Origin of the sequence: uncultured Jannaschia sp. (genome assembly GCF_947494025.1) — a bacterium.
GTDB lineage: Bacteria > Pseudomonadota > Alphaproteobacteria > Rhodobacterales > Rhodobacteraceae > Jannaschia.
Genome location: NZ_CANLTQ010000009.1, coordinates 57,759 through 78,123, shown reverse-complemented (window position 1 = coordinate 78,123; position 20,365 = coordinate 57,759). Strand labels below are relative to the sequence as shown.

General features: G+C 67.6%; 18 protein-coding genes. 14 read left to right on the top strand and 4 right to left on the bottom strand.

From position 1 onward, the window contains the following. Nucleotides 1-69 precede the first annotated feature (69 nt). From Q1B08_RS12675 to Q1B08_RS12660, 4 genes are all read left to right on the top strand, one after another. Nucleotides 70-927, top strand: a complete 858-nt coding sequence (locus Q1B08_RS12675) for a UTP--glucose-1-phosphate uridylyltransferase (protein WP_299819212.1) — start codon at nucleotides 70-72, stop codon at nucleotides 925-927. Nucleotides 928-1,022: 95 nt separating this feature from the next. Beyond that, the gene (gene otsB / locus Q1B08_RS12670; protein ID WP_299819209.1) at nucleotides 1,023-1,739 is read left to right on the top strand and encodes a trehalose-phosphatase; all 717 of its coding nucleotides are present in this window, start codon (nucleotides 1,023-1,025) and stop codon (nucleotides 1,737-1,739) included. After that, entirely contained in the window at nucleotides 1,732-3,138 is a 1,407-nt protein-coding gene (locus tag Q1B08_RS12665; protein ID WP_299819206.1) for a trehalose-6-phosphate synthase, read from the top strand. The genes otsB and Q1B08_RS12665 overlap by 8 nt, the downstream gene beginning before the upstream one ends. A 34-nt stretch (nucleotides 3,139-3,172) precedes the next feature. Further along, entirely contained in the window at nucleotides 3,173-3,910 is a 738-nt protein-coding gene (locus Q1B08_RS12660; protein WP_299819203.1) for a sulfite exporter TauE/SafE family protein, read from the top strand. 9 nt (nucleotides 3,911-3,919) lie between these two features. On the opposite strand, the gene Q1B08_RS12655 is transcribed toward Q1B08_RS12660, so the two are convergent. The 3 genes from Q1B08_RS12655 to Q1B08_RS12645 form a co-directional block, all read right to left on the bottom strand. After that, the gene (locus Q1B08_RS12655; RefSeq protein WP_366140014.1) at nucleotides 3,920-5,227 is read right to left on the bottom strand and encodes a TRAP transporter large permease subunit; all 1,308 of its coding nucleotides are present in this window, start codon (nucleotides 5,225-5,227) and stop codon (nucleotides 3,920-3,922) included. Then, on the bottom strand, nucleotides 5,224-5,733 hold the full coding sequence (locus Q1B08_RS12650) for a TRAP transporter small permease (RefSeq protein ID WP_299819201.1): 510 nt from the start codon (nucleotides 5,731-5,733) through the stop codon (nucleotides 5,224-5,226). The genes Q1B08_RS12655 and Q1B08_RS12650 overlap by 4 nt, the downstream gene beginning before the upstream one ends. A gap of 64 nt (nucleotides 5,734-5,797) precedes the next feature. Continuing rightward, a complete protein-coding gene (locus tag Q1B08_RS12645; RefSeq protein WP_299819199.1) occupies nucleotides 5,798-6,778 on the bottom strand; it encodes a TRAP transporter substrate-binding protein in 981 nt (326 codons plus the stop codon). 328 nt (nucleotides 6,779-7,106) lie between these two features. Between Q1B08_RS12645 and Q1B08_RS12640 the strand changes: the two genes are divergently transcribed. From Q1B08_RS12640 to Q1B08_RS12620, 5 genes are read left to right on the top strand one after another with little or no spacing between them, the layout of a single operon-like run. Next, nucleotides 7,107-8,729, top strand: a complete 1,623-nt coding sequence (locus Q1B08_RS12640) for a peptide ABC transporter substrate-binding protein (protein ID WP_299819197.1) — start codon at nucleotides 7,107-7,109, stop codon at nucleotides 8,727-8,729. A 43-nt stretch (nucleotides 8,730-8,772) separates the two neighbouring features. Then, nucleotides 8,773-9,696 carry an oligopeptide ABC transporter permease OppB gene (gene oppB / locus Q1B08_RS12635; protein ID WP_299819195.1) on the top strand — a complete coding sequence of 308 codons (924 nt, stop codon included), beginning with the start codon at nucleotides 8,773-8,775 and terminating at the stop codon, nucleotides 9,694-9,696. After that, entirely contained in the window at nucleotides 9,696-10,610 is a 915-nt protein-coding gene (locus Q1B08_RS12630) for an ABC transporter permease subunit (RefSeq protein WP_299819190.1), read from the top strand. Before oppB ends, Q1B08_RS12630 begins: the two co-directional genes overlap by 1 nt. Continuing rightward, entirely contained in the window at nucleotides 10,610-11,596 is a 987-nt protein-coding gene (locus Q1B08_RS12625) for an oligopeptide/dipeptide ABC transporter ATP-binding protein (RefSeq protein WP_299819185.1), read from the top strand. The genes Q1B08_RS12630 and Q1B08_RS12625 overlap by 1 nt, the downstream gene beginning before the upstream one ends. 47 nt (nucleotides 11,597-11,643) lie before the next feature. Next, on the top strand, nucleotides 11,644-12,588 hold the full coding sequence (locus tag Q1B08_RS12620; RefSeq protein WP_299819314.1) for an oligopeptide/dipeptide ABC transporter ATP-binding protein: 945 nt from the start codon (nucleotides 11,644-11,646) through the stop codon (nucleotides 12,586-12,588). Between the two features lie 57 nt (nucleotides 12,589-12,645). Here Q1B08_RS12620 and Q1B08_RS12615 read toward each other — a convergent pair whose 3' ends face one another. Then, nucleotides 12,646-13,644, bottom strand: a complete 999-nt coding sequence (locus Q1B08_RS12615) for an LLM class flavin-dependent oxidoreductase (RefSeq protein ID WP_299819180.1) — start codon at nucleotides 13,642-13,644, stop codon at nucleotides 12,646-12,648. Nucleotides 13,645-13,848: 204 nt separating this feature from the next. On the opposite strand from Q1B08_RS12615, the gene glgC reads away from it, so the two are divergent. From glgC to gfa, 5 genes are all read left to right on the top strand, one after another. After that, nucleotides 13,849-15,105: a glucose-1-phosphate adenylyltransferase gene (gene glgC / locus Q1B08_RS12610; RefSeq protein WP_299819177.1), complete on the top strand. Its 1,257-nt coding sequence runs from the start codon at nucleotides 13,849-13,851 to the stop codon at nucleotides 15,103-15,105. After that, on the top strand, nucleotides 15,102-16,508 hold the full coding sequence (gene glgA / locus Q1B08_RS12605) for a glycogen synthase GlgA (RefSeq protein WP_299819174.1): 1,407 nt from the start codon (nucleotides 15,102-15,104) through the stop codon (nucleotides 16,506-16,508). The genes glgC and glgA overlap by 4 nt, the downstream gene beginning before the upstream one ends. Nucleotides 16,509-16,607: 99 nt before the next feature. Then, nucleotides 16,608-17,558: a tripartite tricarboxylate transporter substrate binding protein gene (locus tag Q1B08_RS12600; protein WP_299819172.1), complete on the top strand. Its 951-nt coding sequence runs from the start codon at nucleotides 16,608-16,610 to the stop codon at nucleotides 17,556-17,558. A gap of 53 nt (nucleotides 17,559-17,611) precedes the next feature. Further along, nucleotides 17,612-19,582, top strand: coding sequence for a tripartite tricarboxylate transporter permease (locus tag Q1B08_RS12595; RefSeq protein WP_299819169.1), 1,971 nt, complete (start codon nucleotides 17,612-17,614; stop codon nucleotides 19,580-19,582). A gap of 113 nt (nucleotides 19,583-19,695) precedes the next feature. Beyond that, on the top strand, nucleotides 19,696-20,340 hold the full coding sequence (gene gfa / locus Q1B08_RS12590) for an S-(hydroxymethyl)glutathione synthase (protein WP_299819166.1): 645 nt from the start codon (nucleotides 19,696-19,698) through the stop codon (nucleotides 20,338-20,340). Nucleotides 20,341-20,365: the final 25 nt, after the last annotated feature.

The following is a 20,365-nucleotide window of genomic DNA, read 5'->3' as shown; positions in this document are numbered from 1 at the left end:
ACCGGTCGTTCATAGGAACCCTGCACGTTGTCGGACTGTTTACCTTTTATACATCTCGAGGATTATTCGATGCGCAGCATTTCCACCGTCGTCTTTCCTGTTGCGGGTCTTGGTACCCGGATGCTTCCTGCGACCAAGGTCACGCCAAAGGAATTGCTTCCGGTCTACGACACGCCGCTTCTGCAATTCGCCATCGAGGAAGCTCTGGCGGCCGGAGCGAAGCGTCTGGTGTTCGTGTCCCATCCTGCGAAGTCGGCGATCGAGGCCTATTTGCGCCCCGATCCGAAGCTCGAGGGCGAGTTGGAGGCCAAGGGCAAGGATGAGCTTTTGGAAGCCGTGCGTGCCTGCTCCGTGCCCGAAGGCGTGGATGTCGTGTTCACCATGCAGGAGGAGCAGCTCGGCCTTGGCCACGCGATCCACTGCGCCGCGCCGCATGTCCTCGACGGGCCGGTCGGCGTGATCCTGCCCGACGATCTCATCCTCGGTGCGCCCTGCATGCGCGAGATGGCGGAGGCTTTCGACCCGGAGCGGATGCAGAGCCTCATTGCGGCGCAGCGGGTGCCGGCCGATCGTGTGTCGAGCTACGGCATTTTCGATTGCGACGATGCCGACGGAACGGCTCGCACGCTGGCGGCGCGCGGATTCGTCGAAAAGCCGGCCCCGGCCGACGCGCCCTCCAACCTTGCCGCGGTCGGCCGCTACGTAATTTCCCCCGTCGTGTTCGACGCGTTGACGCGCACGGAGCGCGGCGCCGGCGGCGAGATCCAGATCACCGACGCGATTGCGGCGACAGGGTCGATTCACGCGTTCCGCTTCTCGGGTACGCGTTATGACTGTGGGTCGAAGGACGGTATCGTTGATGCTACCCTGGCCGTGCAGGCGGCGCGGCGGCAGGATACGGCTCCAATGGCCATCGCCGCCGAATAGCCAACAAAGAGGGGGAGGCTTTTTTGGAATTCTACCAGATGACGGGGTTCATGGGCGTGCAAACGGATACGGCCGACGATTGCTCCGACATAAGGATGCCTGACCCTTCCAATTCGGCTCTGTTCCTCGATTTCGACGGCACGCTCGTCGACATCGCGGATCGGCCGGACGGCGTCGTCGTCCCGCCGCGGGTCGTCGACCTCCTCGACCGGGCGATGACCCGTCTCGATGGGCGCGTGGCGCTCGTCTCCGGACGCTCCGTCGCGACGCTGGAAGCGTTCCTGCCGGACTTCAAGGGCGCGCTGATCGGCACGCATGGCGCGGAAATGCGCGCCATGGGCGGCGAACATGTCGACGTGGTCGAGATCGATCACGGCATGGTTTCCCGCCTCTGCCGCCTTGCCGACGATTTCGCGGCGCTCCGCCCGGAATTCCTCGTGGAGCACAAGCCGTCCGGCGTCGTTCTGCATTTCCGGCAGGCAGAGCAGCATTCCGCGCTCGCCATGCGGTTCATGGAAAGCCTCGCTATGGCGGCGGACGGCTTCCGCCTGCAACCGGCCTTGATGGCCTACGAGATCAAGCCGGAGGGCGTGGGCAAAGATATCGCGCTGAAGCGGTTGCTCGACACCGACGCCTTCCGCGGCAAGACGCCGATCTATGCCGGTGACGACCTGACCGATGAGCCGGCGCTCGAACTCGTGCAGAAACGGGGCGGTTTGGCGATCAAGCTGGGCCATGCGGAGACGGTCGCGGATCACAGGCTTGAACGGCCCGAGGATCTCGCGGACCTTCTGGGAGGTTGGCTTGCCTGAGGATGCAGAGAACGGGGGGCGCCTCCTTGTCGTCTCCAACAGGCTTCCAAAGGGCGACGATGTTCCGGCCGGAGGCTTGGTCTTCGCGATCCACGAGGCGCTGACCGAGGCCGGGGGGTTGTGGATCGGTTCGGCCAATCCGACGGAGGAGGCCGATGATGGCCTGACCCAGATCGGGAGCGGCGATTACGACCGCGCGACGTTCTCGCTCACCGAGAGCGAGCACAAGGGATTCTACTTCGGTTATTCGAACTCGGTCCTGTGGCCGCTCTTCCATCACCGTTCGGATCTGCTTTCGCTCGATGGCCGGGACTTCGAGGATTACGCGACCGTCAATACGCGCGTCGCCCGTGCCATCGCCGGGATCGTCGAACCGGACGACCTTATCTGGATTCAGGACTACCATTTCCTGATGGTCGCGCAGGAGCTCCGCAAGCTCGGCGTCGACAACCGGATCGGGCTGTTCCTGCACATTCCCTTTCCGAACCTTTCGGATGTCATGGCGTTGCCGCAGGTCGACATGATCGGCGGATGGCTCGCCGCGCACGACCTCGTGGGGCTTCAGACGTCGCGCGACGTTTCCGCCGCGCAGGACGTGCTGCGGCGCGATCCGCAGGCGCAGATCCTCAACAACGGATCCTGGATCCGCGACGGCCGCATTTTCTCCGTCCGCAGCTTTCCCATCGGCATCGACGCGGAGAGTTTCGCCAAAACGGCGGCCGAGGCACCCATCGTCGATCTCCAGGTCCCCGAAGGTGCGCCCTTGCTGTTGGGCGTGGACCGGCTCGACTACTCGAAAGGTCTGGTTCAGCGGTTCGAGGCTTTCGGTGAATACCTCGGTCTTCGTGCGATCGACGATCCGAAGCCGACCTACATCCAGATCGCGCCCGTCAGCCGGGAGGACGTCTCCGCCTATCAGGACATCCGCGAGGAGCTGGAGCGGACCGCCGGCTCCACGAACGGCGAGCATGCGGAGCTCGACTGGACGCCGATCCGCTACATCCGCCATCATATCGACCGCGACATCATCGCCGGCCTTTATCGTCGTGCGAACGTCGCGCTGGTGACGCCGCTCGCTGACGGGATGAACCTCGTCGCGAAGGAATACATCGCCGCGCAGGATCCCGAGAATCCCGGCGTGCTCATCCTGTCGCATTTTGCCGGTGCCGCCGAGCAGATGGCGAACGGCGCATTGATGGTGAATCCGTTCGACAAGCGGGCGTTCGCGCAGGCGATCGACAAGGCGATGCGGATGCCGCTGGAAGAGCGCAAGGCGCGTTACGAGGATTTGCGTCAGGGGGTGTTCGAAGAGGACATCCGCTGGTGGACCAACGCCTTCCTCGACTGGCTGCGGCGGGCCCCGCGGTCCTTCGACCGGGCGGTCCGGCAACTGATCTGAGACCCGGCGCGACCGGCCGGCGGAACTTCGCGCCTTGGACCATCCGGTTCTCCTGATCCTCGCCGCGATCGTCGTGGGCGCCTCCAAGGGCGGCCTCGCCTCTGCCGCGGCCGTCGCGGTGCCGATGCTGGCACTGGTGATGAGCCCGGTGGAGGCCGCGGCGACCCTGCTGCCGGTCTACCTCGTGACGGATTGGGTCAGCGTCTGGCTCTACCGGCGGGATCATTCGAAGCGGAACCTCGCGATCCTGATTCCGTCGATGCTCTTCGGCGTCGGTCTGGCCACGATCCTGACGCCGATCCTGCCGGAGGCCGCGCTGCTTCTGGCGACGGGGGCCATCGGGTTCTGGTTCCTAGCGCGGGACTGGATGAACCGCGCCGTGACCGTGCCGACGGAAGCCCGCCTGTTGCCCGGCCTTTTCTGGGGGACGATCACCGGCATCACCAGCTTCATCACCCATTCCGGCGGCCCCCCTTCGCAGGCCTATCTCCTGCCGCAGCGCCTGCCGAAGCTGGTCTTCGCCGGTACGATCGCCATCGCGTTCACCGCCGGCAACCTCGCCAAGTTGCCCGGTTACTGGGTGATCGATGCGCTGGACCGGTTCGACTGGGGCGCCACGGCCCAGCTGGTCGCGGCCGGGATCGGGGGAACGTTCCTCGGCCGTCGTATCGTCGAGGTCCTGCCGGAGGAAGCCTACCGGACGGCGATCAAGGCGCTGCTGCTGCTTCTGTCGGTCGTCCTCGTCGCGAAGGGAACGCTGGACCTGCTCTAGAAGAACCGGTCAGCGATACATCAGGTCCGGCAGGAACGTGACGAGGCCGGGAAACGCGATGAACACCACGATCGACAAGAGCAGCAACCCGAGAAACGGCAGCGTGTCCCGCGCAATCTCGCCGATACCGCGCCCGGTCATCGATTTCAGCACGATCAGGTTGAAGCCGACCGGCGGCGTGATCTGCGCGCATTCGATGACGATGACGGCGAAGATGCCGAACCAGATCAGGTCGATCCCCGCCGCCTCCACCATCGGCAGGACGACCGAGCTCGACAGGACGAGAATGGAGATGCCCTCGAGGAAGCAGCCGAGGATCAGGAAGAAGACGGTCAGCACCGCGATCAGCGCCACGGGCGACAGCTCCATCTCCTCCACCCAGGCGGCGGCGACCCGGGGAATGTCCGCGAAGCCCACGGCGATGGAAAGGCAGGCCGCGGTCGCGATGATGAACGAGATCATGCAGGAGATGCGCGTGGCCGAAAGCAGGCTGTCCATGAACATCGCCCGGCTCAGCGTTCCGTTCAGCGCCGCGAGGAGGATCGCGCCGACGATGCCGATGGAGGCCGCCTCGGTCGGCGTGGCGAACCCCTGATAGATCGAGCCGATGATCGCGACGATGAGGCCGACCACAGGCAGAAGGTCCTTCGAGGCGCGGATCTTCTCCCCGAACGTCGCCCGGGGCACCGGATCCCCCTGGCGGTCCGGGTTCAGCCATGACCAGAGGGCGATATAGCCCGAGAAGAGAAGGATCAGGAGCATCCCCGGCACGATCCCCGCGACGAAGAGTCGGGCTACCGATTGCTGCGCCACCACGCCGTAGACGATCATGATGATCGAGGGCGGGATCAGCAGGCCGAACGTGCCCGCCCCGGCGAGCGAGCCCACCATCATCGATCGGTCGTAGCCGCCGCGGCGGAGTTCCGGAATCGTCATCCGTCCCACGGTGGCGCAGGTCACCGCGGAGGATCCGGACACCGCCGCCATCACCCCGCAGCCCACGATGTTGACGTGCAGGAGGCCACCCGGAAGCCATCCGACCCACGGCGACAGGCCGCGAAAGAGGTTGGTCGACAGGCCCGACCGCATCAGGATCTCGCCCATCCAGATGAAGAGCGGCAGCGCGGTCAGCGCCCAGTTCCAGCTCGCGTCCCACATGGTCGAGGACAGGATCGAGCCGGGCGCGATCGGCGTGAACCACGCGAAGATGACGACCGCTGCAGAAAGGAGCGAGAGCGCGATCCACACTCCGCTGCCCAGCAGGACGAGGAGGCAAAGGAGGAGCGCGACGCTGGCGAGGGTGACCGTCTCCATCATTCGGCCGTGCTGTCGATGTTGGTCTCGTAGCCGGCCTGTCCGCCCCGCCAGACGAGCGTCGCCTGTTCGAGGATGCCCAGACACATCACGGCGAGCCCGAAGGCCACCGCGCTCTGGGGAATCCAGAGCGGCATGCCGAGCATTCCGGGACTCAAATCGCCGAAGCTGCGGCTTTCCAGCGTGAAAAGCGTCATCTGCCAGGCCGCATAGCCGGTGATAGCCGCGCCGATTGCGCAGCACCACAGCTCCACCCACCGGTTGCGGCCCCCCGGGAAGAGCTGTCCGATGAGCGTGATGCGGACATGGCCGCCGTTCACGAACGTATAGGCCAGGGCGAGGAAGGTGGAGGCGGCGAGGAAGAAGCCCGAAAGCTCCGTCGTCTCGACCGCCATGCCCAATTGCCGGGCGACGATCTGGCAGAGCGTCGCCACGGCGATCCCCGCGAGAAACACGGCGGCCGCGTAGCCGCAGGCGAGGTAGAGGCCGTGCAGAGCCTTGCGGAGCATTGCGGCGCCCTTTCGTAAGGTGCGGGGATCGAGGACGGCGGCCGGACCGGCCGCCGCGGTCGCGTCACTTGGAGGCGAGATACGCGTCGAGGACGGCGATCTCGGACTCGGAGGCTTCGGCGCGGAACTCCTCGAGCATCTGTTCGCCGATCGCGTCGAGCTTGGTCTGCAGCTCCGGCGAGGCTTCGGAGACGGACATGCCCTTCTCCTCAAGCGCAGCTATCGTCTCCTCGCCCGCCTGCCGGCTCAGCTCCCACGCGGTCTCGGTCGCGTTCTTGCCCGCCGTCACGATCGCCTCCTGCAATTCGGGCGAAAGGCGCGACAGGGCGCGCTCGTTCACGATGATGGCGTTCTTGTTGTGCATCGACCCGGTATAGGTGAAATGCGTGGCGTAGTCCCAGGCCTGGATGTCGTTCCCGGTCTGTCCGGAGGTGAAGAGCGCCTCGATCAGGCCGGTCGAGAACGCCTGCGGAACCTCCGCAAAGGGCAGGATCGTCGCCTCGAAGCCCAGGAGCTCGCCCATGCGCTGCGTGGCGGGCGAATAAATGCGCAGTCTGACGTCCTCGAACTGCGATCCGTCGGTCACTTCGAAGTTGGTGTAGAAGCCCTGTCCCGGCCACGGCATGTAGGTGAGGATCCGGATGCCGTCGTCTCCGAATGCCTCGTCGAACCACGGCTTCTGCGCCTCCATCAGCTTTTCGGCCTCGTCGTAGTCGCTGGCGACGTTGGGCAGGCTGTCGAGCGTGTACATCGGGCTTTCGTTGCCGTAGACGCCGAACCGGATCTCGCCCAGCTGCACCTGACCCGACTGGACGGCCCGGCGGATCGCGTCGAGCTTGATGAGTTCGTCGTTCGGGCGAAGGTCGATCGTGAGCTCGCCGTCGGCGGCGGTCTCCACCTCCTCGATGAACTGGCGGATCGTCTTGGTGAAAAAGCTGTCCTCGGGATAGCCCGAGGCCATGACCCAGGTTTCTTGCGCGGCGACGGTCGTGGCGGAGAGGCAAAGGACGAGGGCGGCCCCGCCCAGTCCGGCGAACATGTTCATGGTGATATCCTCCTGTCGGATGCTGTCGCGGACGAGGAATGCCGTTTCTGTCGCGTCGGCTATGCGCCCCGACCGTCGGTCGTGGGATCATCAAGACATCGCGAGGGGGCGCTGACAAGCGCCATCCCCAGCGGCAGCCTTCGCGAACCCCGGTTTCGCGGCGCCGGGATGCGGGCCGCCCCGCGCCGGACCCTTTCCCGGGGCGACCCCCGACGCCCGAAGATCCGTCCTTGCCAATCGGCCCTCCGCAGCGAAGACTGACGCCCTCACGTCCGCTTGTCCCGACGACAACGAGAGCGGGCCCGGCGATCCAACAGGAAGACATACGATGCAACGTTTCACCCTTCTGGCTTCGACCGCATTCCTTCTGACCGCGCCGCTCGCCCCGACGGCCTTCGCCGCGCAGATAGCCGAGGGCGACACGCTGGCCGAGGACCAGACCTTCTCCTACTCGCTCCTCGATCAGTTCCCGACCCTCGACCCGCAACTCAACGAGGAGGTGCAGGGTAGCCATATCATCGCGCAGCTCTTCGAGGGGCTTACCCGGCAGGACGCGGACGGCAACGTCATCCCCGCGGGCGCGACCGAATGGACGAACGAGAACAACACCGTCTGGACCTTCAAGCTTCGCGAGGACGCGCGCTGGTCGAACGGCGAGCCGGTGACGGCCAGCGACTACGTGTATGCCTGGCGCCGCGCGGCCGATCCGGAGACGGCGTCGCCCTATGCCTGGTACGTGGAGCTTTCGTCCATCGAAGGCGCGGCGGAGGTCGTCGCGGGTGAGGCCGAGCCCGAGACGCTGGGCGTCGAGGCGGTGGACGACCACACGCTGAAGGTCACCCTGACGCAGCCATTGCCGTTCTTTCCGGCGGTCGTGACCTACGCGACCTTCATGCCGACGCCGCAGACGACCATCGAGCAACACGGCTCCGACTGGACGAGCCCCGGGAACATGGTCTCCAACGGCGCCTATACCCTGGCCGAACTTGCCGTGAACGAATATTTCCGGCTCGAGAAGAACCCCGAATACTGGAATGCCGACGAGGTGATCATCACCGAGGTCACCGGCTACATCATCAACGACCGCAACCAGTCCGTCACCCGCTGGGAAGCCGGCGAGTTCGACATGATGGACGACCTGCCGGCGGGCACCTATCCCGACCTGCTGGAGCAATATCCCGACGAGACGTTCTCGACGCCCCGGCTTTGCAGCTATTACTACGCGATCAACTTCAGCGAGTCCGGCAACCCGGCGTTGCAAGACGTCAACGTGCGCAAGGCCCTCAGCTACGCGCTCAACCGCGAGGTGATCGTCGATCAGGTCCTGAAGGGCGGCCAGTCCCCCGCCTACAACTTCGCGCACGAAGCGACGGCCGGGTTCGAGATGCCGGAGATCGACTACGCCGCCTGGAGCCAGTCCGAGCGCATGGAGCGGGCGCGGGAACTGATGGCGGAGGCCGGCTACGGGCCGGACAATCCGCTTGATCTTGACTTGATCTACAACACCTCCGACAGCCACAAGGCGATCGCCACGGTGGCGGCGCAGATGTGGAAGCCGCTGGGCGTCAACATCACGCTGTCCAATTACGAGTGGCAGTCCTATATCGACATCCGCGGCGAGCAGAACTTCGACCTCGCCCGGTCGGGCTGGTGCGGGGACTACAACGAGGCCTCGACTTTCCTCGACCTCGTGACGACGACCCACGGCTCGAACGACGGCAAGTACTCGAACGCCGAGGTGGACCGGCTGATGACCGAAAGCCGGACGATGGACGACCCGAACGAGGCCTACACCCAGGTCGAGCAGATCCTCGCGGACGAGATGGCGATCATCCCGATCTATCACTACACGCAGAACTTCCTGCTCGACGCCGACATCCGGAACTGGCCGATGAACAACGTCGAGAACAACTGGTACATCCAGGACATCTACCGGGCCGCCAGCGAGTGAGCGGGGCAGGGGCGGTCTCCGGATCGCCCCGTCCCGGGCCGCCATGCTCGCCTTCATCCTCCGCCGTCTTCTGGTCGCGATCCCGGTCCTGATCCTGCTCGTGGTCGTGACCTTCGTGCTGATGTACGCCGCGCCCGGCTCGCCCTTCGCGACCGAGCGGGGCGTGCCGCCGCAGGTCCTTGCCAATCTCGAGCGCGAATACGGCCTCGACCGGCCGTTCCTGGCGCAGATCGGGACCTATATCTGGAACATCGTCAGCGATTTCGATTTCGGGCCGAGCTTCGTCTACCGCGACCAGGACGTGAACGACCTGATCGCACAGGGCTTTCCGGTGACGCTGACCTACGGGTTCTGGGCTTTCGTGCTGGCCGTCCTGGTCGGCGGCACGCTCGGGATCGTCGCTGCGGTCCGCCAGAATTCCTGGCTCGACTACCTCGCCGTGGGCATCTCGATCGGCGCGCAGGTCCTGCCGAACTTCGTGCTCGCGCCGATCCTCGTGCTGATCTTCACGCTCTGGCTCGGCTGGCTGCCCGGCGGCGGCTGGCAGGGCGGACAGTGGGAGTTCGTCATCATGCCGGTCGTGGCGCTCGGCACCAGCTTCATGGCTTCCATCGCCCGAATCGCGCGCGCCTCGATGCTGGAGGTGCTGTCGTCGAACTTCATCCGCACCGCGCGCGCCAAGGGCCTGCCCGGACGGCGGATCATCCTGCGCCACGCGCTGAAGCCCGCGCTCCTGCCGGTGATCTCCTATCTCGGACCGGCCTTCGTCGGCATGATCACCGGCTCCGTGGTGATCGACATCTACTTCTCCACCGGCGGGATCGGGCAGTTCTTCGTGGCCTCCGCGCTCAACCGCGACTACGGGGTGATGATGGGCATCACCGTCCTGCTCGGCGCCCTCACCATTCTGTTCAACCTCCTGGTCGACATCGCCTATGCGTGGATCGACCCGAAGATCCGGTACTGATGCGCACCGCAACCCTTTCCGATGCGAGCGCGCTCGCCACCGCGCCGAAGGGGCGCAGCCTGTGGGCCGATGCGCGTCGCCGGTTCTTCCGCAACCGCGCCGCAGTGGCGGGGCTCGTCGTGCTCGCCCTCATCGCGGCCTTCGCGCTCCTGGGCCCGTGGATCGCGCCCTGGGATTACGAGGAGATCGACTGGGCCGTGCTCGGCTCGGTCGAGACGATGGGCCGGCCCTCGCTCGAGACGGGGCACTGGTTCGGCACCGATCAGCTCGGACGCGATCTTTTCGCGCGCACGGTGCAGGGCACGCAGATCTCGCTCATGGTCGGCATCGTCGGCGCGCTCATCGCGGTCGTGGTCGGCACGCTCTACGGTTCGGTGGCGGGCTATTTCGGCGGTCGGGTGGACGGGGCGATGATGCGCGTCGTCGACGTGCTCATGTCGATCCCCTACATGTTCGTGCTGATCCTGCTCCTCGTGGTGTTCGGCCGCTCGATCCTGATGCTCTTCGTCGGCATCGGGCTCATCTCCTGGCTCGACATGGCGCGGATCGCACGGGGGCAGACGCTGGCGCTCCGCGGCAAGGAGTTCGTGGAGGCCGCCATCGCCACCGGCGTGCATCCGTTCCGTATCATCCTGCGCCACATCGTGCCGAACCTGCTTGGCGTGATCATCGTCTACGCGACGCTGCTCGTGCCCTCGATGATCATCTACGAGAGTTTCATCTCCTTCCTCGGCCTCGGCGTGCAGGAGCCCCTGACCTCCTGGGGGGCGCTGATCAACGACGGCGCGGCGGAGATGCGCAACGGCACCTCTTGGCAACTCCTCTTCCCGCTCGGCTTCTTCGTGGCCGGGCTTTTCGCCTTCTTCTTCATCGGCGACGGCCTGCGCGACGCGCTCGACCCGAAGGATCGCTGATGCCCGCGCCTGACACGACCTCCGCGTTGCTCGACGTGACCGACCTGACCGTGACCTTCGACACGCCGGACGGGACCGTGAATGCGGTGAACGGCATCTCGCTCGGCCTCCGGCGCGGCGAGACGCTCGCCATCGTGGGCGAAAGCGGATCCGGAAAGACGCAACTCGCCTTCGCGATCCTCGGGCTTCTGGCCCGGAACGGGCGCGCGGCGGGGTCCGCGAAGCTCGAAGGGCAGGAGATCCTCGGCCTGCCGGAAGGCAAGCTCAATACGCTCCGGGCCGAGCGGATGGCGATGATCTTCCAGGACCCGATGACCTCCCTCAATCCCTATCTCCGCGTGGGCACGCAGATGGCCGAGGTGCTGACCCTGCATCGCGGCCTGTCGAAGCGCGCGGCGTTGCAGGAAAGCGCGCGGATGCTGGAGGCGGTCCGCATTCCCGACGCGGAGGGGCGGCTCGCGATGTATCCGCACGAATTCTCCGGCGGCATGCGGCAGCGGATCATGATCGCGATGGCGCTCCTGTGCCGCCCCGCGCTCCTGATCGCGGACGAGCCGACGACCGCGCTCGACGTGACGGTGCAAGCGCAGATCATGGACCTGCTCGCCGACATCCGCCGGGAGTTCGACACGGCCATTATCCTCATTACCCACGATCTCGGCGTCGTGGCCGGGGCCTGCGAGCGCACGATGGTGATGTACGGCGGCCGGGTGATGGAATCCGGCCCGACCGACGCGGTCTTCGCGGACCCCTCGCATCCCTACACGGCGGGGCTTCTGGCGGCGGTACCGCGCCTCGACGTGCCGCAGGACGCGCTGGAGACGATCCCGGGCGACCCGCCGGACCTGTCGAACCTGCCCGAGGGCTGCCCGTTTCAGGCGCGCTGTCCGCTCGTGCGGGATACCTGCGTGCGGATGCCGCCGCTCGTGCCGCACGCAGAGGACCGGCTCCGCGCCTGCTGGGCCGATCCGAAAGAAGTGTCGTGACCGCGCCGCTTTTGTCCGTCGAAGGGCTCGACGTGACGTTTCCGGTCATGCCCCGCGGCGCCTGGCCCTGGACGAAGCCCGCGGGGCTGCAGGCCGTGTCGAAGGCCGATCTCGTGCTCCAGCGGGGCGAGACGCTGGGCCTCGTGGGGGAGAGCGGATCGGGCAAGTCCACGCTCGCCCGCGCGGTGATCGGCACGGTTCCGGCGACGGGGGGCCGCGTGATGTGGAAGGGGCGCGACGTCACCGCGCTCGACCCCGCCGGCCGACGCAAGCTCGGCCGCGAGGTGCAGATGGTGTTCCAGGATCCGCTCGCCGCGCTCAACCCGCGAATGAACGTGGGCCAGATCGTGGCCGAGCCGCTCGCCACCCATACCGACCTTTCGGCGAAGGAACGGCGGACCCGCGTCGGCGAGATGATGGAGCGGGTCGGATTGCTGCCGAACCTCGTGAACCGTTATCCGCACGAGTTCTCCGGCGGCCAGTGCCAGCGCATCGGCATCGCCCGCGCCCTCATCACCAAGCCGGAACTCCTGATCTGCGACGAGCCGGTCAGTGCCCTCGACGTCAGCGTGCAGGCGCAGGTGGTGAACCTTCTGGCAGGGCTTCAGCGCGACATGGGGCTGTCGATGCTCTTCATCGCCCACGATCTGAGCGTGGTTCGGCACATCTCGACCCGGATCGCGGTCATGTATCTCGGCCGCATCGTGGAGACGGCGCCGGCGGCCGCGCTCGTCGCCGATCCGCGGCATCCCTACACCAGGGCACTCATCGCCTCCGTGCCGATCCCCGATCCGGTGCGCGAACGCGCGCGGTCGCGCCCGGTGCTGGAGGGCGAGCTGCCGTCGCCCCTGAACCCGCCCTCGGGCTGCGTCTTCCGCACACGCTGCCCGATCGCGCGGCCCGACTGCGCCACGGCGCGCCCCCCGCTCGTCGAGGAGGCGCCGGACCATCGCGTCGCCTGCCCGTACCACGACCGGGGCGGGCCTGTCTGAAGGCTGTCAGACGGCCCTTGGTCGCCTCTGCGCACGGCCCGTCCCGGTCGGGCGCTCTCAGGCCGCTTCGTCCGCCTCCAGATCGCCCAGCACCTCCGCCGCGATCTCGAAGGAGCGCAGGCGGGCGGCGTGGTCGTGGATTTGTCCGGTCAGGATCAGCTCGTCGGGGGCGTAGCGCCGGATCATCGCGTCGAGCTGGCTCCGCACCGTTTCCGGCGAGCCCACGGCCGAGATCCGCAGCGCGTGATCGACCGCGCGGGTCATGTCCTGCCCAATCGCGGCCTCGATGTCGTCCACCGGCGCGGGCAGCTTGCCCGGCTGCCCGGTGCGGAGGCGCGCGAAGGCCTGTTGCATCGAGGTCCGCAGACGGCGCCCCTCGGCATCCGTGTCGGCGGCGAAGACGTTGGCGGCCAGCATGAAACGCGGCCGGTCGAGCTGCGCGGAGGGCTGGAACCGCTCGCGGTAGATCGCCACCGCCTGCTCCAGCGCGTCGGGTGCGAAATGCGAGGCGAAAGCGTAGGGCAGGCCCAAATGCGCCGCGAGCTGCGCGCCGTAAAGGCTGGAGCCGAGGATCCAGATGGGCACATGCGTCCCCTCGCCGGGATGCGCTCGCACGGGGGCGCCCGGCTGCGCGTCGCCGAAATAGCCGATCAGCTCGACCACGTCCTCCGGGAAGCGGTCGGCCTCCAGCCCGCGCCGCAGCGCCCGGGCCACGGCGAGGTCGCCGCCGGGCGCGCGGCCGAGGCCGAGATCGATGCGGTCCGGATGAATCGTCGCGAGCGTGCCGAACTGCTCGGCGATGGCCAGCGGCGCGTGGTTCGGCAGCATGATGCCCCCCGCGCCGACCCGGATGCGCGACGTGGCATCCGCGATGTGGCCGATCAGGACCGAGGTCGCGGCCGAGGCGATGCCCGGCATGTTGTGGTGTTCGGCCAGCCAGTAGCGGGCATAGCCCCATCGCTCGGCGTGTCGTGCCAGGTCGACGCTGTTGGCGATTGCGGTGCCGGCATCGGCCCCTTCGGGCACCGGCGCGAGGTCGAGGACGGAATGGCGCATGCCCGAAGCTCCTTCTGACGCGTCTTTCCGATCTCGTCCCGCCGGCCGCCGGTTTCAACCGCCGCGCCGTGCGGCAGGGCACAGGCTCGAGGCGTCCGATGCGAAGGTCGTACCGCCCGGAGGGACATCTATTGTGGACGCGGCGGGCTTCGCTGCGCCAAGCTGGAGCCGGAGCGGGCCGCGGCCCGAAGAGGGAGAGACGAGATGGGACCATCCCAAAGATTGACGGCGCGCACGATGGCGTTCGTTCTGGCCGGCGGACGGGGGAGCCGCCTGAAGGAGCTGACCGACATCCGCGCCAAGCCCGCGGTGCCTTTCGGGGGCAAGGCCCGGATCGTGGACTTCGCGCTGTCCAACGCGCTCAATTCCGGCATCCGCAAGATGGCCATCGCGACGCAGTACAAGGCGCACAGCCTGATCCGCCACTGCCAGCGCGGTTGGAACTTCTTCCGGGCCGAGCGCAACGAATATCTCGACGTCTTGCCCGCCTCGCAGCGCGTGGACGAGGTGCACTGGTACAGGGGTACGGCCGACGCGGTGTTCCAGAACATCGACATCGTCGACAGCTACGACGTGGACTACGTTGTGGTGCTGGCCGGCGACCACATCTACAAGATGGATTACGAGGTCATGCTGCGCCAGCACGTCGAGAGCGGCGCGGACGTGACCGTGGGCTGCCTTACCGTTCCGCGGCACGAGGCCTCGGCCTTCGGGGTCATGGCCATCGACGAGACCGACCGGGTCACGAGCTTTCTCGAGAAGCCCGCCGATCCGCCGGGCACGCCGGACGATCCCGACATCACCCTCGCCTCGATGGGCATCTACGTGTTCCGGTGGGATTTCCTGCGCGACCTGCTGCGGAAGGATGCCGACGACGCCGACAGCAAGCATGATTTCGGCGGAGACCTGATCCCGTACATCGTGAAGAACGGCAAGGCGATGGCGCACCGCTTTTCCGAGAGCTGCGTGAAACATTCTCCCGACGCCCCCGCCTACTGGCGCGACGTCGGCACGGTGGACGCCTACTGGAAGGCGAATATCGACCTGACCGACTTCAATCCCGACCTCGACCTGTGGGACACGAACTGGCCGATCTGGACCTATTCGGAATCCGTCCCGCCCGCGAAGTTCATCCACGACGAGGAATGCCGCCGCGGCCTTGCCATTTCCTCGATGGTGTCGGGCGGCTGCATCATCTCGGGAACGGAGGTGCGCGAGTCGCTGCTCTTTACGCGCGTCCACACCAATTCCTACGCCGCCCTGACCCGCGTGGTCGCGCTTCCCGACGTGGTGGTGCAGCGTTCGGCGCGGCTGACCGATTGCGTGGTCGACCGGGGGGTCGTCATTCCCGAAGGCCTCGTCGTCGGAGAAGATCCGGAGGAGGACCGCAGGTGGTTCCGCGTCACCGAGGCGGGCGTGACGCTGATCACCCAGTCCATGCTGGACCGGCGCGCCGGATGACGGAGATCCTGTCCGTCGCCTCCGAATGCGCCCCGTTGGTCAAGACCGGCGGGCTCGCCGACGTGGCCGGCGCGCTGCCCGGGGCACTCCGCCCGCTCGGCCTTCGGATGCGGACCCTGCTGCCGGGCTATCCGCAGGTGATGGCGGGGATCGGGAAGGCGCGGGCGGTCTGGCGGTCGGACGCGCTCTTCGGCGGGCCGGCCTGCGTGCTTGCAGCTCGGACGGATGCGCTCGATCTTCTCGTCCTCGATGCGCCGCATCTCTTCGACCGGCCGGGACAGATCTATCTCGGCCCGGACGGGCGGGACTGGCCCGACAATCCGGAACGCTTCGCCGCCCTGTGCCTTGCGGCGGCGGAGATCGCGGCACGGGGGGCCGATGGCTGGCGGCCCGACATCCTGCATTGCCACGACTGGCAGGCCGGGCTCGCCCCCGTCTATCTGCGCGACCGCTTTCCCGACGCCCCGGCGGGCATCGTGCAGACCATCCACAACGTCGCGTTCCAGGGCCTCGTGCCCGTCGATCGCCTCGACGCGCTCGGCTTGCCCCGGTCCGGGATGACGCCCGAAGGCTTCGAGTACTGGGGGCAGATCGGCGCGCTCAAGGCCGGGCTGGTCTGGGCCGACCGGATCACCACGGTCAGCCCGACCTACGCGGCGGAGCTCCTGACGCCGGAGTTCGGGATGGGCCTCGACGGCGTGCTCAGGGCCCGGCAGGACCGTCTTTCGGGCATCCTGAACGGCGTCGACCTCGCGGACTGGGCGCCCCCCTTCCGCCTCGCCTCCGGCAAGGCGAGGCACAAGGCCCGCATCCGCGCCGAGATGGACCTGCCGGAGGCGACGGGGCCGCTCTGCGTCGTCGTCTCCCGCATGACGGAGCAGAAAGGGCTCGACCTGCTTCTGGAGGCGCTCCCCGCGCTCCTCGAGAACGGCGGCCAGCTCGCGCTTCTGGGCAGCGGCGCGGCCGATCTGGAGCTGGCCTTCGAGCGCGCGGCCGGGGATCCGAACGTCGCCGTGCGTCTGGGCTACGACGAGGCGCTGTCGCGGATGCTGGTCGCCGGGGGCGACGCGATCCTCGTGCCGTCCCGGTTCGAGCCCTGCGGCCTGACACAGCTTTACGGGTTGCTGCACGGCACGATCCCGGTCGTCACGCTGACCGGCGGGCTTGCCGATACGGTGATCCCGGCCACGCCGGCCGGTCTGCGAGCGGGCGTGGCCACGGGACTGCAGGTGTTCCCGATCACGTCCGACGCGCTCGGCCGCGCCCTCGCGCGGCTCTGCGCGCTCCACGCCCAGCCGGAGGTCTGGCGCCGGATGCAGCGCAACGCCATGCGCCAGCCCGTGGGCTGGGACCGCTCGGCCGAGGAATACGCCGCGCTCTACCGGGAGCTTTCGGAAGCGTGATCCAAGAAACCCGTGGTCATCCGGGCGCGTTTTTCCCAAGGTGACGGAGCGATCGGTCCGCGCGGACGTGCGGCGGACAGGGAGAAAGGGAGAGATACCATGATACGCACCATCCTCACGCACGCGGCCGCCGCCATCCTCGCGGTCGGCGTGGCCCACGCGCAGGACTTCCCGTCCGGCAGTGTCGACTACATCATCCCGTTCGGGCCGGGCGGCGAATCCGATATCACGGCGCGGCTCCAGCAACCCTACTTCCAGGACCACTTCGGCGAGCAGCTGGTCGTCTCTTACCAGCCCGGCGGCGGCGGCGCGGTCGGCTGGGCGCAGCTCAATTCGATGGCGGAGGACGGCTCGGTCATCATGGGCGTCAACCTGCCCCACATCATCGTCAAGCCGAAGCAGGGCAATGTCGGCTTCGAGACCGAGGATCTCGCCGCGGTCTACTGGTTCCACTACACGCCCGACGCGATCCTCGTGCGGGCCGACAGCGAAATCGAGACCCTCGACCAGTTGATCGAGCAGGCGAAGGCCAATCCGAAACAGGTGATCTTCTCGGGCTCCGGCAAGGGCTCGGCGAACCACCTCGCGCAGTTGCAGTTCGACGAGATGGCCGGGATCGAGACGACCTACGTCGCCTTCGACGGCACCGGCTCGGCCGTGACCGCTCTGCTCGGCGGACAGGTGACCGCGGAATGGGGCTACACGACCGTCGGCAGCGCGCAGGGCGACGAGGTGCGGATGCTCGCCGTCGCGATGGAGGAACGGCACCCCGCCTTTCCGGACGTCCCGACCTTCAAAGAGTTGGGCTACGACCTCGTTTCCGGCGCCTATCGCGGCATCGCCGTGCCGAAGGATGCGCCGGAGGAGATCAAGCAGCAGGTCTCGGACGCGATCGCCGCGATCAACGCCGATCCCGAGTTCCAGCAGAAGATGATCGACGGCGGCTTCGCGATGGCCGACGTGCCCTACGGCGCGGAGATGGATGCCTTCATGGCCGAGAAGGCGGAGGAGTATCTCCCCGCCGCCCGCACGGCCGGCATCATCGAGTGACCTGACCCCCGGGGCGGGCCGCGGCACGCCCCGCCCTCTCGACGCGAGGAATTGTGTTGCTGGACTTCATGGCGAACGCCATCTCGCCGTTCAACCTGATGCTGGCGCTTCTCGGCGTGGCCGCGGGGACGATCATCGGCTCCATCCCCGGCTTGACGGCGACCATGGCGGTCGCCGTTCTCGTGCCGCTGACCTTCACCATGTCGCCCGACAGCGCGCTCATCCTGATGGGCGCGATCTATACCGGGGCGATCTACGGCGGCGCCTACGCGGCGATCCTGCTCAACACGCCCGGCACGCCCTCGGCCATCGCCACGACCTTCGACGGCTACCCGATGGCCAAGCGTGGCGACGGTGACCTCGCCGTCACGATCGCGTGCCTGAGCTCGGTAATCGGCGGGCTGATCGGCGCGCTGGCGCTCCTGTTCCTTGCTCCGCCGCTGGCGCGGGCCGCGCTGGCCTTCGGGCCGGTCGAATATTTCTGGCTCGCGGTATTCGGCCTGTCGCTGATCGCCGCGCTCTCGACGGGGGACTTCCTCAAGGGCGTGATCGGCGCCTGCTTCGGGCTCCTGATCGCCACGATCGGCGTGTCGGAAACCAGCGCGGAGGTGCGGTTCACCTTCGGCTCGCGGGTGCTGCTCGGCGGGGTGGAGACCGTCTCGGCGCTGATCGGGCTCTACTGCATCCCCGTCCTGATCGACCTCGTCGCCACGCCCGACCGCCATCTCGACGAGGCGGGCGGCGGCATGCGCGGCTTCCGCCTTCCGGAGGCGGCGCGGATCCTGATGCGCAACGGCGTGAACGTCCTGCGCTCCTCGGTCATCGGAACGATGGTCGGCGCGCTGCCCGGCGCGGGCGGCTCCATCGCCGGTCTGGTGGCCTATTCCGAGGCGCGGCGGAACGGACGCGGTGCGGAGAAGTACGGGGAGGGCAACCCCGGCGGGATCGTCGCCACCGAATCCGCCAACAACGCGACCGTGGGCGGCGGGTTCATCCCGACGCTGGTGCTTGGCATTCCCGGCACGCCGCCCGACGCGGTGATCCTCGGCGCGCTTCTGGTGCAGGGCGTGCGCACCGGCCCGACCCTGTTCCAGGGCAGCGCCGACATCGTCTACACCTTCATCTTCGGCCTGCTGCTCGCGACGGTCCTGATGCTGCCCGTCGGCCTGCTGATCGGCCGCTTCGCCTATGGCGCGATCCTGAAGGCGCCCAAGGCCGCCCTCGTCCCGGTCGTGGCCTTCATGACGGTGATCGGGACCTTCGCCATCCGCAACAGCGTCTCCGACATCTACATCATGATTGTCCTGGGCGTCGTCGGATGGCTGGCCGCGAAGCGGGGCTTCGGCGCGTCGCCCATCGTGCTCGGGCTGATCCTCGGCAGCATCGCGGAGCAGGGCTTCGTGCAGAGCTGGACCATTGGCAGCGCCATCGGCGACCTTTGGGGTCAGTTCTTCGGCCGACCGATCTCGCTCGTCATCATCGCGCTGACATTGCTGAGCTTCCTGTATCCGTTCTGGCCGCAGATCCGGCGGATCGCGGGGCGCAGCGACGACGCCACCCCTGCCGGCATCTTCGACCGGCCGCGTGCCGGGGGGCGGATGGTGACTTGGGATCTCGTGGGCTTGGCGGCCTTCGGCGCCGTCGCGGCGGTCGTGCTGGTCCAGAGCGCGGGCCTGAACCCGGAGGCGGCCGTGTTCCCGCGCACGATCGCCACGGCGATGGCGCTCGTCATCGCCGCGTCGGTCGTGAAGCTCCTGCTGACGCGGCACGTCACCGGGGAGCCGGTGCGCGGTTCGCTCCCGCGCAGCGCCGCCGTGCCGGCGGCGATGCTGCTCTCGGTGGCGCTCATTCCGTTCGCGGGCTTCGCGGCCGCGGCGGCGCTCCTCGGGCTCCTCCTGATCGTTCCGGCACAGCATGAGACGTTCTCCCCGCGGGGCCGGGGCTTGCTGGTGGGCAGCGTCCTAGCGGTGATCCTGGGCGTGGTCTTCCTGTTCGACGCCGGGCTGAACGTGCGGCTCCCCTGAGGGCTCGACCCTAGACCAACGGACGGATTGCCGCGGCGCCTTTGGCGGGGCACGCTGGCGGCGACGTCGGGCAAGGCTCGGCCTCCGGCGTTCTGTGTCAGGGGGGAGTTGTAATGAGTTTGCTGTCATCCTTGTTCGGCGGAGGAAGCAATGCTGCCGCGTCTCCGGCGAAACCGTCCTATAGCGACGTCCGCATCCACCCGGATGTGGACAACGGGCTCGGCACCGCGCGGCCGGGCTTCGCGGGCGGAACGCTCGAATGTCACTGCGCGACCGACAAGGTGGAGGTGACGATCGGCGGTCAGGTCGCGCACAACCATGTCTGCGGCTGCTCCAAGTGCTGGAAGCCCGAGGGCGCGGACTTCTCGCAGGTCGCGGTCGTCTCCCGCGACAAGGTGGAGGTGACGGCGCATGGGGATAAGCTGCACGTCGTCGATCCGACGGCGGCCATCCAGCGCCATGCCTGCCGGGAATGCGGCGTGCACATGTACGGACGGATTGAGAGCGAGGACCATCCGTTCCACGGCCTCGACTTCGTGCATGTGGAATTGTCGTCGGACTCGGGCTGGGCGCCGCCGGAATTCGCCGCCTTCGTGTCGTCGATCATCGAGACGGGGGGCGTGCCGCCGGAGCGGATGGACAAGGTGCGCGGCCGTCTCGGGTATCTCGGACTGGAGCCCTACGATTGTCTGTCGCCGCCGTTGATGGACGCGATCGCGACGCATGTGGCCAAGTCGAAGAGGCCCGAGCCGGCCTGAACCGCTCGGGGGCGCGATCGGGTCG

Excerpts from the sequence above, each read along its gene's own strand:
- Q1B08_RS12640 (WP_299819197.1), top strand. The coding sequence starts at position 7,107 with ATGCAACGTTTCACCCTTCTGGCTTCGACCGCATTCCTTCTGACCGCG.
- otsB (WP_299819209.1), top strand. The coding sequence starts at position 1,023 with ATGCCTGACCCTTCCAATTCGGCTCTGTTCCTCGATTTCGACGGCACG.
- Q1B08_RS12655 (WP_366140014.1), bottom strand. The coding sequence starts at position 5,227 with ATGATGGAGACGGTCACCCTCGCCAGCGTCGCGCTCCTCCTTTGCCTC.
- Q1B08_RS12620 (WP_299819314.1), top strand. The coding sequence starts at position 11,644 with ATGCCCCGCGGCGCCTGGCCCTGGACGAAGCCCGCGGGGCTGCAGGCC.
- Q1B08_RS12625 (WP_299819185.1), top strand. The coding sequence starts at position 10,610 with ATGCCCGCGCCTGACACGACCTCCGCGTTGCTCGACGTGACCGACCTG.
- Q1B08_RS12615 (WP_299819180.1), bottom strand. The coding sequence starts at position 13,644 with ATGCGCCATTCCGTCCTCGACCTCGCGCCGGTGCCCGAAGGGGCCGAT.
- glgA (WP_299819174.1), top strand. The coding sequence starts at position 15,102 with ATGACGGAGATCCTGTCCGTCGCCTCCGAATGCGCCCCGTTGGTCAAG.
- glgC (WP_299819177.1), top strand. The coding sequence starts at position 13,849 with ATGGGACCATCCCAAAGATTGACGGCGCGCACGATGGCGTTCGTTCTG.
- Q1B08_RS12675 (WP_299819212.1), top strand. The coding sequence starts at position 70 with ATGCGCAGCATTTCCACCGTCGTCTTTCCTGTTGCGGGTCTTGGTACC.
- Q1B08_RS12650 (WP_299819201.1), bottom strand. The coding sequence starts at position 5,733 with ATGCTCCGCAAGGCTCTGCACGGCCTCTACCTCGCCTGCGGCTACGCG.
- Q1B08_RS12645 (WP_299819199.1), bottom strand. The coding sequence starts at position 6,778 with ATGAACATGTTCGCCGGACTGGGCGGGGCCGCCCTCGTCCTTTGCCTC.
- Q1B08_RS12630 (WP_299819190.1), top strand. The coding sequence starts at position 9,696 with ATGCGCACCGCAACCCTTTCCGATGCGAGCGCGCTCGCCACCGCGCCG.
- Q1B08_RS12600 (WP_299819172.1), top strand. The coding sequence starts at position 16,608 with ATGATACGCACCATCCTCACGCACGCGGCCGCCGCCATCCTCGCGGTC.
- gfa (WP_299819166.1), top strand. The coding sequence starts at position 19,696 with ATGAGTTTGCTGTCATCCTTGTTCGGCGGAGGAAGCAATGCTGCCGCG.
- oppB (WP_299819195.1), top strand. The coding sequence starts at position 8,773 with ATGCTCGCCTTCATCCTCCGCCGTCTTCTGGTCGCGATCCCGGTCCTG.